The sequence below is a fragment of the Candidatus Eremiobacteraceae bacterium genome (genome assembly GCA_036511855.1).
Taxonomy (GTDB): domain Bacteria; phylum Vulcanimicrobiota; class Vulcanimicrobiia; order Eremiobacterales; family Eremiobacteraceae; genus JABCYQ01.
The window spans coordinates 1-12,034 of the sequence record DATCBN010000044.1 but is presented as its reverse complement, the minus strand read 5'-3'; the positions used below and the strand labels follow the sequence as shown (position 1 = coordinate 12,034).

Annotated in this window: 10 protein-coding genes; 5 read left to right on the top strand and 5 right to left on the bottom strand. The window is 59.5% G+C overall.

Annotated features, from left to right (window positions below; genetic code table 11):
• Nucleotides 1-32 precede the first annotated feature (32 nt).
• Entirely contained in the window at nucleotides 33-899 is an 867-nt protein-coding gene (locus tag VII69_06320; GenBank protein HEY5094707.1) for a polyphosphate kinase 2 family protein, read from the top strand.
• A 17-nt stretch (nucleotides 900-916) separates the two neighbouring features.
• Here VII69_06320 and VII69_06315 read toward each other — a convergent pair whose 3' ends face one another.
• The gene (locus tag VII69_06315) at nucleotides 917-1,603 is read right to left on the bottom strand and encodes a type II CAAX endopeptidase family protein (protein ID HEY5094706.1); all 687 of its coding nucleotides are present in this window, start codon (nucleotides 1,601-1,603) and stop codon (nucleotides 917-919) included.
• 123 nt (nucleotides 1,604-1,726) lie between these two features.
• On the opposite strand from VII69_06315, the gene VII69_06310 reads away from it, so the two are divergent.
• From VII69_06310 to VII69_06295, 4 genes are all read left to right on the top strand, one after another.
• Nucleotides 1,727-4,123 (top strand): phosphoketolase family protein, encoded by a 2,397-nt coding sequence (locus VII69_06310; GenBank protein ID HEY5094705.1) that lies wholly within the window; start codon nucleotides 1,727-1,729, stop codon nucleotides 4,121-4,123.
• Complete coding sequence (locus VII69_06305; protein ID HEY5094704.1) at nucleotides 4,120-5,289, top strand: acetate/propionate family kinase; 1,170 nt, start codon at nucleotides 4,120-4,122, stop codon at nucleotides 5,287-5,289. Before VII69_06310 ends, VII69_06305 begins: the two co-directional genes overlap by 4 nt.
• Nucleotides 5,286-6,227: a hypothetical protein gene (locus VII69_06300; protein ID HEY5094703.1), complete on the top strand. Its 942-nt coding sequence runs from the start codon at nucleotides 5,286-5,288 to the stop codon at nucleotides 6,225-6,227. Before VII69_06305 ends, VII69_06300 begins: the two co-directional genes overlap by 4 nt.
• 232 nt (nucleotides 6,228-6,459) lie before the next feature.
• A complete protein-coding gene (locus VII69_06295; protein HEY5094702.1) occupies nucleotides 6,460-8,310 on the top strand; it encodes an aspartyl protease family protein in 1,851 nt (616 codons plus the stop codon).
• A gap of 77 nt (nucleotides 8,311-8,387) precedes the next feature.
• Here VII69_06295 and VII69_06290 read toward each other — a convergent pair whose 3' ends face one another.
• From VII69_06290 to VII69_06275, 4 genes are all read right to left on the bottom strand, one after another.
• On the bottom strand, nucleotides 8,388-9,293 hold the full coding sequence (locus tag VII69_06290) for a hypothetical protein (GenBank protein ID HEY5094701.1): 906 nt from the start codon (nucleotides 9,291-9,293) through the stop codon (nucleotides 8,388-8,390).
• Nucleotides 9,294-9,527: 234 nt separating this feature from the next.
• Nucleotides 9,528-10,076, bottom strand: a complete 549-nt coding sequence (locus VII69_06285) for an SRPBCC domain-containing protein (GenBank protein HEY5094700.1) — start codon at nucleotides 10,074-10,076, stop codon at nucleotides 9,528-9,530.
• A gap of 91 nt (nucleotides 10,077-10,167) precedes the next feature.
• A complete protein-coding gene (locus VII69_06280) occupies nucleotides 10,168-11,388 on the bottom strand; it encodes an MFS transporter (GenBank protein HEY5094699.1) in 1,221 nt (406 codons plus the stop codon).
• Between the two features lie 111 nt (nucleotides 11,389-11,499).
• A partial coding sequence (locus VII69_06275; protein ID HEY5094698.1) for an ice-binding family protein occupies nucleotides 11,500-12,034 on the bottom strand: 535 nt, incomplete at its 5' end.

Here is a 12,034-nt window from a genome sequence, read left to right as displayed (position 1 = left end):
ATTGCGAATGCGAAGACGAGAACGGCTCGCGAATGAAGTATCAAAGCACGTTGCGGGCGCATCCCTCGCGGCCGGTAGACCTTCAATCGATCGATCCGGGCGGCACAGGCGGCTTCCCCGACAAAGTAAGAGCCGGTCAAAAGCTCGAACGGGATATCGAGCGACTCCGCGGCGTGCAGAACACTTTCACCGCCGCTGGGCGCTACGCGCTGCTCGTCGTTTTTCAGGGGATGGACACTGCCGGAAAGGACAGCGCGGTAAGCCACGTGATGTCCGGCATGAACCCTCAAGGCGTGAGCGTGACGAGTTTCAAACAGCCATCGCCAGAAGAGCTCCGCCACGATTATCTTTGGCGCTGCGCGAAATCCATGCCCGAGCGGGGGCGCATCGGGATTTTCAACCGGTCGTACTACGAAGACGTCATCGTCACGCGGGTGCACCGCGAGTTGTTGGGAAGTGCGCTCCCAAAATCGCACGCCGGGCAGGCAACGTTCTGGCGGCACCGCTACGCCGAGATAAACGACTACGAGCGCTACCTCGTCAGGAACGGCACGCACATCGTGAAGTTCTTCTTACATATCTCGAAAGAAGAGCAGCGAAAGCGATTGCTCGCGCGCCTCGACGACCGGGAAAAGCAGTGGAAGTTCTCGCTCGGAGACGTGCAGCAACGCGCGTTCTGGAACGATTACCGCGCCGCGTACGAAGGGATGTTGGGCAAGACGAGCTCGTCCTGGGCTCCGTGGTATATCGTTCCGTCCGACCATAAATGGTTCACGCGCGTGGCGGTCGCCGACATCCTCGTGAGCAAGATGAAATCATTGCACCTGCAATACCCGAGCCTGCCGAAGGAGTTGAAGTCGAAGCTACGCAGCCTGCGGGCGGAGCTGGCGAAACCATAAGCATCGTCTCGCGCGACTTACTTGAACACGAGGTGAGCGAACTCGGATTCGAGGTTCCAATAAATGATCGCAAGCGCGGTGAGATCGTACGCAGCGTGCGCACACATCACGATCCAGATCCGGCCGGTTGACGAAAAAACCGTTCCGAAGACGAGTCCGGTGAAAATGGCCTGTTCGACGCCCGCGAAGCCTTGATCGTAAAAGTGGAGCGACGCGAAGAACAGCGCGGTAACGAGCACGGTGCCCGATTTTGCGACGATGCTCTTGCCGATAAGTTTGCCGAATCGTTCGAACAGATATCCGCGGAACACGGTCTCTTCGGCAAAGCCCCCGACGATGATCAACGGCAGAATCTCCGAAATGGCGGCTGCGGGGTTTCCCACGATGTAGTGATACGTTCGATTGATGGCATCGGCGCCCAGAAGCGGCATGACGATGATCTTGAGTAGGAATTTGAGCACAACGCCGAGGGCAATGCCGGCGGTAGCCTCGACGAGCCAGCTTCGAGGACGTACGTAGCCGATTTCGGCCCACGGCGTGCGCGATAGCGTGACCCAGAGCAGCACCAGAATGGCGCTGAGGGGCGCGAGCGTTTGACTCGCAAGGATGACGACGATCGCGACGACACCGAGCGGCCCGAATCCGCGCAGCTCTTTGGCGAATCGATCGCCGGGGCCGGTCGCCGTTGAGTAAGCGTCGTTCATCGGTCGAGATTATCGCCTTGAGGCTTAGCCAACCTGCGGAGCACGGGTAAATGTCGGCGCGAAGTCGAATCACGGCGCGTCTCATCGAACCTTGCCTCTTACTTCAAATAATGTGGTGAACCCATGCTATCGACGAGCGCCACGACCGGTCACGGCGAACTTTCGCCCGAAGAATTACAAGGCATCGACGCCTACTGGCGAGCGGCGAATTATCTCTCCGTCGGTCAGATTTATCTGCTCGACAATCCACTGCTGAAGCAGCCGCTCAAACCCGAGCACGTGAAGCCGAGGCTATTGGGGCACTGGGGTACCACGCCGGGCTTGAACTTTCTCTACGCGCACTTGAACCGTGCGATCAAAAAGCATGATCTCGACATGATCTTCATCGCAGGGCCCGGGCACGGCGGGCCGGCGGTCGTCGCGAACACGTACCTGGAGGGAGTATACAGCGAACTTTACCCAGGGGTCGGGCAAGACACCAAAGGCATGCAAGTTCTGTTCAAGCAGTTCTCATTTCCGGGCGGCGTCCCCAGCCACGCTTCGCCGGAAACGCCGGGTTCTATACATGAAGGCGGAGAGCTTGGGTACGCTCTCACGCATGCGTTTGGAGCAGTGTTCGACGATCCAAACCTCATCGCCGTCGCGGTCGTCGGTGACGGCGAAGCCGAAACCGGTGCGCTCGCCACGAGTTGGCACTCCAATAAGTTCCTCAACCCTGTTCGCGACGGTGCGGTTTTGCCGGTATTGCATCTGAACGGCTACAAGATCGCAGGCCCGACCGTCCTCGCGCGGATCTCCAACGATGAGCTTATGAACCTGCTCTCCGGATATGGATACACGCCCTATATAGTAGAAGGACACGAACCGGAGCCGATGCATCGCAAGATGGCGGCGACGCTCGAAATCGTACTCGCGGAAATCCGGTCGATTCAAAGCGAGGCGCGATCCAAGGGATTCACAAAGCGGCGCCCATGGCCGATGATCGTGTTGCGGTCACCCAAAGGATGGACCGGTCCAAAGATTGTGGACGGGAAGGAAGTAGAGGGGACTTTTCGCGCGCACCAAGTTCCGGTGAGCGACGTGCGGGCCAATCCGGAACATCTTCGGATACTAGAAGAATGGATGCGAAGCTATCGTCCGGCCGAGCTTTTCGACGACTACGGAAAGTTGAAGGCGGAACTGGCTGCGCTCGCTCCTGCCGGCGAGCGCAGAATGGGCGCAAATCCTCATGCAAACGGCGGGCTCCTGCTCCGCGATCTCGTGATGCCCGATTTTCGCGATCACGCCGTGCAAGTGGCGGCTCCCGGCGGGTGTCGCGCCGAGGCCACTCGTGTCTTGGGCACGTTCTTGCGCGACGTCATGCGCCTCAATGCGGATAACTTTCGCGTGGTCGGACCCGACGAGACGAGCTCTAATCGGCTCGACGCGCTGTTCGATTTCACAGACCGGTGCTCCACAGCCGAGATCTACCCGAATGACGACCATGTCGCGCCCGACGGCCGGGTGATGGAAGTGTTGAGCGAGCATCTTTGCCAGGGATGGCTCGAAGGATATCTCTTGACCGGCCGCCACGGATTCTTTTCGTGCTACGAGGCTTTCATCCACATCATCAGTTCGATGTTCAATCAACACGCGAAGTGGCTCAAGGTCACGCGGTACATTCCGTGGCGCCGGCCCATCGCATCGCTCAACTATCTGCTCACATCGCACGTTTGGCGCCAGGACAACAACGGATTCAGTCATCAGGATCCCGGATTCATCGACCACGTCGTCAACAAGAAGGCCGACGTGGTTCGCGTCTACCTTCCTCCGGATGCCAACACGCTGCTCTCGGTCGCGGATCATTGCCTTCGAAGCCGGAACTACGTCAACGTCATCATTGCGGGCAAACAGTCGGAGTGGCAGTGGCTGGACATGACGGCGGCGATCCAACATTGCACGGAAGGCATCGGCATATGGGATTGGGCGAGCAACGATGACGGCGTGGAACCCGACGTGGTCATGGCCTGCGCCGGCGACGTTCCCACACTGGAAACGCTCGCCGCCGTGGATTTCCTTGACCGGCACTTGCCGGATTTGAGGATCCGCGTCGTCAACGTCGTGGACCTCATGACTCTGCAATCTCAGTCCGAACATCCCCACGGGCTGCCCGATCATGAGTTCGATTCCATATTCACAAAGAGCGCGCCGATCATCTTCGCTTTCCACGGATATCCCACACTCATCCACAGGCTGACGTATAGACGCACCAATCACTCGGGCATCCACGTTCGCGGGTATAAAGAAGAAGGCTCGACGACGACGCCCTTCGACATGGCCGTCCGCAACGAGATCGACCGCTTTCATCTGGCCAACGATGCGATCGATCGGCTGCCGATGTTTCAAGACCGCGCGGCTCACGTCCAACAGCTCATTCGCGACAAGCTCGTCGAGCATTCCATCTACGTCCGCGAATTCGGCGAGGACATGCCCGAGATCCGCGATTGGCAATGGCGTGCCGCGCAGCCAAGGACCACGTGAACATTCTCTGCCTCGACGGCGGTTCGTCCTCGCTCAAGTTTGCGTATTACGCGACGGAAGATATAACGCAGCGCCGCCTGCTGCGTGGCGCCGCAGAAGGCCTGGGTCAATCCTCCACCACGTTTTGGATCGAGGACGCGGACGGGGCTCGCCAAGGCCACACCGCGCAGAACGCTGCCGTCGATTTCGCGACGGTGCTGGCGCGGATATTCAAGACGATCGCTTCATCGGATGCGGGAGAACCCGCGGCGATCGGACATCGAATCGTTTTTGGCGGCCCCGATCATGTGTCGCCGGCCCTCGTCAAACCGGAATTGTTGGACGACCTCGAGCGCTTCGTGCCGTTCGATCCTATGCATCTTCGATCGCAACTGGATCTCGTGCATTCAGTGACGTCGCAGGCTCCCAATACGCCACAAGTCTTATGTTTCGACTCCGCGTTTCATCATGATATGCCGGCGGTCGCCCAGCGCATCCCGCTGCCTCGATCCGTGGGGCCGCTAATCCGGCGATACGGTTACCATGGACTATCCTATGAATACATCATGTCCGTGCTTGGAGTAGGGGCCGGCCGGCGCGTGTTGATCGCGCATCTCGGAAGCGGAGCAAGTCTTGCGGCCGTTCGAGATGGCCATTCTCTGGACACGACGATGGGATTTACTCCGCTCGGCGGCTTGATGATGAGCACCCGGCCAGGCGATATGGATCCCGGGGTGCTGCTGTACCTCGTCGCATCCGGAACGTCGGCATCGGACCTCACTGAGTTGCTGACCGAGCAATCGGGATTGATTGGTGTCTCCGAATCGAGCCCGAACATGGAGGCGCTTTTGCTTCGTGCCGCAGATGAACCGCGGGCCGCTGAAGCGATCGATCTCTTTGTCTATCAGATCGTGAAGCATGCCGGGGCCATGATCGCTGTCCTGGGCGGGTTGGACACCGTGGTGTTCACCGGCGGCATCGGCGAGCACGCCGCAAAAATCCGAGCTCTTGTCGCCGACGGCCTTTCGCATTTTGGCATCCGACTGGATCCAGCGCGAAATGCGGACGACGCGAACGTCATCTCACACGACGACAGCGCAGTCGCCGTGCGAGTCATCCCGACAGACGAGAGCCTGATGATAGCTCGGCACGTACGTTCGCTGCTGGCGAAGACCGGCCCAAAATGATGCTTCCAGTTGTGCGGACTTGTCCGACATGCGGTGCGGAAAACGAAGCCGCCTCACTCAACTGCGCCGAGTGCGACGAGCCGTTTTCCGAAAGTCCCGACGAGGGCGGCAATCCACTCAGGGAGCTCGAGAAGTTTCCGGCATGGGCACGTTGGTTAATCGCTCTGCCAGGCGTTTCGATCGTAGCCGCGATCGTCATAAGACAACTAGCGTCGGCTGGATTTCACGACATTGCGAACACGGCTATATATGCTGTGGCGATGGCTATCGCAATCGTCGCTGCGGCCCAAGCCGCGGCTTTCATCGCTCCGTCGTATCGTACCGAGGTTGGTCTGGTCGTCGCGATTGCCGAACTCGCCGTGATCCTCAAGGTACTCGTGTCGGCTGCTTCGCAAGACCTACTTTTCCATACCCAGGTATTTCCCGCGTGGATCGCCGTTTTATATCTTGTGATCCCGTCGATGGGGATTATCTTCTTGACACACTTGCTCGCCAGAAACAAATCACTTATCGATGAACCGATCGTGCCCATCACGATCCCAGGCGGCCTCGGCTTACAATGGTGGCTCGGCATCCTAGCGGCGCTCGGGTTGGGAGCCGCGTTTGAGGCGATTGCCGTTGGTGTCGGCGCGCTATGTCCGGCTTGCCTGCCCAGAAGTTCATCAGAAAGCCTTGCTTCGGTGATCGGGACCGGCATCATCGTCGCGCTTGTTGCCGACTATGCGCCTGCCAGAAAAATGGTGGCTGCATGGGTTATTGCGGGTCTCACCTTTCTCAATTTTGCGATAACGATAGTTCTCTGCGTCGTATTCCTCATTCGGTACCCGGAGTTTGCGTCGTTGAATCGATTCTATTACTACTACTTCTTAATAGTGGCTGCCGAACTTGCCGGCGGGGCAGCCATCGGACTGCGAGCCGCGGCGCAACGCCAAAGTTGATAGATGTTGAGATCATCTAATGGGTCATGCTACTCGAAGAATCCGCCCTCTGCAACAAAATGCGAAGCAGCAGAGTATACGGAATACAAGCGGGTTGTTCGACTGGAAATGACCACCGTTTTTGGCATGCGTCGGCCAGATGACGACTAAGGATGAAAGTGTCGCCACTGGCTAAACATCCGAGGCGGTCTATCAATCCGCACCATAAGCGTCGCTAGAGGGAGTAGTTGACATGTTCATTGCCATCATTGTCGCAGCGCTTCAACTGTCGCCGCCGCCATTCAGCGGCATGCCGACGGGCGGAACTCCGACGGTAGCGATGAGCTACCTCAAACGCGCCAAGGAAGCGGCAGGTGGCGATGCGCTCGAGCGAGTCCGTTCGCTGCACGTACAGGCACGTCTGACGGTCTTGGGTGTTGTAGGTCCAGGCGACGAATGGGATGATCTCGTCACTGGTCACTTCCTCCAGGTCGCAACGTTGGGTCCGATCTCGCTCCGCCAAGGTTACAATGGCACGGATGCATGGACGCAAGACGCAACCGGGCTAGCTCACGTCAACGATAGCGGCAACGACATCTCGACGGCGATCACCCAAGCATACACGACCTCGTTCTCCTATCTCTTTCCGCAACGTCTGCCGGGAACGTCGGTCTTCACAGGCAAGAAGAAGCTCGGCAACAACACGTACAACGTGATTCGAGCCCTGCCGCGCGGCGGCTACCCGATCGACCTCTGGTTGGATTCGGCCACCTTTCTTCTCGGCCGGGAAGTGGTCACGTTCTCGCCGTCGAGGTCTGCGGTCTCGGATTTCTCCGATTACCGGACAGTAGATGGCGTCGTGCTGCCTTTCAAAGTTCACTTCCAGGACTCCCAAGGCAACGAGACCCTTACCGAAATCAAACACATCGACTTGAACAAAGACGTTGCTGCTAAATTTGTCATGCCTACGTCTGAGCCGAGCGATTTCGCGTTGGCTCCGGGCACCCACAGCACGACTTTCCCGATCGAAGTGATCAACAATCACATCTATCTCGATGCGCGAGTCGACGGCAAGGGACCGTACCGCTTCATCTTCGACACCGGCGGCCAGGGCGTACTTAACCCGGACGTGGCGGCGTCGCTTGGCATCCACGGCGTCGGCACGTTCCAGGCGGGCGGCGCGGGCGCGGGCACTGTGCAAAGCGGTTTTGCATGGGTTCCCAAACTGCAGATTGGCGGGGCCACGCTGACGCATCAATCATTTGCAATCTTGCCGTTGGGACCGGTGATGCAGGCGATAGAAGGCGTGCACATCGACGGCATGGTGGGCTACGAAACGGTCGCGCGCTACCTCACCACGATCGACTACGCGCACAAGACGATGACGCTGTCGCTGCCGCAGGCGGGCGTCCGTCCTCCCGGCACGGCGGTGCCGTTCGTATTCTATCAGACGATACCCCAATTCAGGGGCACGGTCGACGGTCTGAATGGAACCTTCGAAGTCGACACCGGCAGTAGAGGATCGCTCACGCTGATGTCGCCGTTCGTCGCTTCGCACGACCTCGCGAAGAAGTATGGCTCGAACGTCGCAGGCATCACAGGATATGGCATCGGCGGCGCGTCCAGCTCGCAGGTGACGCGGATCAAGGCGCTGACGATTGGATCGGTCGACGTGCCAAACGTCATAACCAATCTCTCGACAGATACGATGGGCGCGATGGCCGATTCGAGCGTCGCAGGCAATCTGGGAGGCGGTGTGCTCAAGCGATTCACCGTCACCTTCGACTATCGAAATCAGATCATGTACTTACAGAGGAACGCCGACTTCGCGCAGACCGAAGGGGATCGCAGCGGGCTCGTCATCGCGGCAGTCAAGGCGGGCATTCGCGTGCTCGGCGTGCTCACGTCGACACCCGCCGCACAAGCTGGTCTGCGTCCCAGAGACCTCATCATGAGCGTGAACGGCGTCGACGCTTCCAAACTCGGCTTGGTGCGCATCCGCCAGCTGCTTAGCGGCCCGCCGGGGACGACCGTGAAACTGACGGTGACAACGGGGACCGCCGCGGCGCGCGCGGTGACGCTGACGTTGAAAGACTACGTGTAAGGGGATATAAAGTCGATCCCGCACTTGCGTGCGGGACCGACGCCGAATGCCCAAGCGGCTGCTGCCGCTCGTCCCTCCTAATGGAGAACGATTTCGCCGATCGAGTTCGGCTGCGTGTAGTTGGCGACCGTGAACCAGATGTTGTTGTCGCTGCCAACGGCGATGCCGGTCGGGATATCTCCGTCGGGCAGCTCTATCACTTTCAGAAATGTGCCCGTGGCGGGATCGAAGCGCCCTATCGCGTTGGTCTGATTTTCGGTGAACCAAAGCTTACTATCGGGTCCGGTGACGATCGTATCCGGATAGCTCGTGTGCTTTGCGATGTGGAACGATTTCACGCTGCCACTGAGGATCACCGAGATGTCGCCGGCCCGGCGCTGCGTGAACCAAAGGTGGCCGTCCGGGGCAGTCATGATTCCCCACGGCGTCGCACCGATTCCCGGCAGGTGCAACGGCTTTCCGAACTTCAACGTGCGTGGATTGAAGCGTTCGATGATGTTGGTCGCGGACTCAGTGAACCAAAGATTCCCGTCTTTCCCGGTGGTGATCCACCACGGGTAACTCTCCGCTTGCGGAATTGCGAATTGTGTGATGACGCCATCCGGCGTGACGCGGCCGATAGCATTGCCGTAGTACTCGACGAACCACACGTTTCCGTCCGGGCCGGCCGTGATGCCTCGCGGCGACGGATTTGGGGCGTCGATGGGAAAAGCGGTGACGGCGCCAGTCGTCGTCATCTTGCCGACCTTGTTTTCTCCGGGCTCCGTAAACCATACGTTGCCGTCCGGTCCGGTCGCGATGCCCTCGATATCGTTGAGCTGCGGCAGTGGGAACTCTTTGATCGCGCCGGACGGTGTGATCCGGCCGATCTGATCGGCATAGAACTCAGAGAACCAAAGATTGCCGTCGCTTCCTTTCGTGATGTAGTCGGGCCACGAAAACGCCGTGGGCGTGCCGAAAAACTTCACCTTTAGATTTGACACCAGGGCAGGAACTGACGATTCGTGTGTCACCGCTAGCGCCAAGGACGCTCCAGTTCCTTGCGGATTCAGGCTCGCCCCCTGCGAGCAACCCGCGAGCATAGCGCAAGCCGCGATCGATCCGAGTAACCGACGCATGTCCATGGCGACCCCCAATTCCAAACGAAAAAGAGTGCTTTCGTGTAGGATAGGTTGGGGTTCTGAAATAGTAATGAAACCAACGATGAAAGCGTGCGATTACGCGAGATATTTCCGAAGCGGATCCCAATATTTCAGTTTCCATCCAACGTTAAGATGGTCGAACGTGCCTTCCGGAAAGCCCGCGTGATCGAGTGCGACGTTGGTTTGCGAACCCCGCGACGTGAGTTCAAACTTGACGATGGAATACACGCCTGGATTCCAGTCGATCGGCCGCCAAGCCTGAACTATTCGTTGATCGGATACCAGTTCGATGTTCCGTCCGACGATTTTCCCATCGAACATTGAGAACTCGCTTCCCGCTTCGCGGCCGATCTGCGCCGGCGCATCGGAAAATGCGGCAAACTCACGTGAACTCAGGAGTACATCATAGATCCGCTGCGAGCTTGCGTTGAATTCGACTTCCTGGTGGAGAGAGCACCGCATCTTGTTTGGGCCGGTGCTCGGTAGTTCCGTCATGGCCGATGGGGTCTTCCCAAAAACCGCAGACCCGGCGGCCAGACTGCCCAATGCGACTACGGCTCCGGTGACCAGTTGCCGTCGAGTCGGCATTCGGGCCTCCACGGACGTGACCTTATTCTCGCTCATCGTCTTCCTCCCCAACGTGACGTGAACCATGCTCGTTCTCGAGCATTTCTCGTTGCGCGATCGAAGGCATTTTCTATGGCCATTTTCAAGATCACAATGGCCTGGGCTCGTCGGGTGAGGCGCCGGCGATCCCGTCGAAGGATCGTAGCGACGGAAAGATGACCGCCCAGAACGCGATCACGGCGAGCGTTGCGAAGCCGCCGATGACCACGGACGATGCGGCGCCGACCAGCGCCGCAAGGGCGCCCGATTCAAATGCGCCCAACTCGTTGGAGGCGCCGATGAAGATGTTCTCGATCGCGGTGACGCGCCCGCGCATCGCGTCGGGCGTGCCGAGCTGCACGAGCGTCATTCGAATAACCATGCTGACGACGTCAAAACCGCCGGTCGCTGCCAAGGCGACGAGCGAGAGCACGAGATTGTGCGAAACGCCAAAGACGATTGTCGCGACCCCGAAGCCGGCGACGCACCACATCAGCACCGGACCGGCGAGCCGCGCTACCGGCCGCCGGGCGAGATACGCGGCGACGAGCGCCGCACCGACCGCCGGCGCGCTCCGCAGGGCGCCAAAGCCGATCGGGCCGACGTGGAGGATCTGTGTCGCGAAGATCGGTAGCAGAGCGGTCGCTCCACCGAAAAGCACGGCGAACAAATCCAGCGATATGGCGCCGAGAATGACGGGATGACGGGCGATGAAGCGCACACCCTCGATCGCTCCGAGCGGGACTGTGCTCCGGTCGGTTGACCGCGGCGTGAGGAACGAAAAGGCAAGTGCGGCAAGGCCGTACGACGCGGCGGCTACAGCGAATGCGACGGGCAAGCCGATCGCGATCAATACGCCGCCCAACGCAGGGCCCGCGATCGTCACCACCTGGCCGACGGACGTGCTCAGCGCCTGAGCGCGCACGAATCGCTCCGAGCGAACGATTCCGGCCAACAAGGATCGTTCCGCAGGAGTGCCGAGGCTGTGTGCGACGCCGATCAGGCCGACCGCGGCAAGATTTAGCGCGACCGAACGCGAGCCGGCCAGAACCAGCGCGACGAACATAAGCTCGGCCGTCATCTCGCCGAGCGTGCACAGCACGCACACGATGCGGCGATCGAACTGGTCCGCGATCGTTCCGGCGGGTATGACGAGAAGAAGTTGCGGTATGAAGAGGACGAGCCCGACGAGGCCGATGTCGAAGGCGCTGTGGCGCAATCCGTAGACCTGCCATCCGATCGCGACCGCCTCGATGCTGTAAGCCAGCTGCGCACCCTGCCGTGCCGCAAAGTACGCTAGGAACTCGCGATCGCGCAGCAGCTCACGCACGCCCTTGAGGTTACCGCACTATCGTAACACCGCCTTCAAAAACGGCTCGTGAGTGATGTCTCACGGGCCGTCTTCTAAAAAACCGAGATCCGCTGGGTTGAAGCGGCTTGTTCAAGGGCCGGTGTCGGTCACCGTATTGCTGAGGAGCGTTACTGCGCCGGTCCGTGCCAATACTCGCCCAAGTACCGTCGATCCGGTTCCTAGGGAGATCGACGCCTGCGCCAATACCGTGCCACTGAACGTGGAGTTCGTATTCAACGTCGCCGAGCTTCCAATCTCCCAGAACACGTTGCATGCGTTGACGCCATTGATCAACAAGACGGAGCTGTTGACTGCAGTGGTCAGCGTGGATGGAACTTGGAAGATAAACACGCTGTTGGGGTCGCCCTTGCCGTCGAGTGTGACGGTGCCCGTGATTGCAAGTGACACCGGCGCTTTGTAGATGCCGGGCGGGATGACCGTACTGCCGATTTCGGCGGGAATCCCATGCGCGCCGGTTCGTCCGGCCGCGTTGTTGAACGCCGTGGTCAAATCCAGCTGGGCTTGCGCCGCGACGGGATCGTTGTCGTGTATCGAACCGCCGACGACGGTGCCTTCTCCAGGACCAAATCCGGTGATCGACGAGCCCGGGCTTACCCCAAGGTCA

What these genes read in the sequence shown, in the direction of transcription:
- VII69_06320 (HEY5094707.1), top strand. Translation starts at nt 33, where the DNA reads ATGAAGTATCAAAGCACGTTGCGGGCGCATCCCTCGCGGCCGGTAGAC.
- VII69_06315 (HEY5094706.1), bottom strand. Translation starts at nt 1,603, where the DNA reads ATGAACGACGCTTACTCAACGGCGACCGGCCCCGGCGATCGATTCGCC.
- VII69_06310 (HEY5094705.1), top strand. Translation starts at nt 1,727, where the DNA reads ATGCTATCGACGAGCGCCACGACCGGTCACGGCGAACTTTCGCCCGAA.
- VII69_06300 (HEY5094703.1), top strand. Translation starts at nt 5,286, where the DNA reads ATGATGCTTCCAGTTGTGCGGACTTGTCCGACATGCGGTGCGGAAAAC.
- VII69_06295 (HEY5094702.1), top strand. Translation starts at nt 6,460, where the DNA reads ATGTTCATTGCCATCATTGTCGCAGCGCTTCAACTGTCGCCGCCGCCA.
- VII69_06285 (HEY5094700.1), bottom strand. Translation starts at nt 10,076, where the DNA reads ATGAGCGAGAATAAGGTCACGTCCGTGGAGGCCCGAATGCCGACTCGA.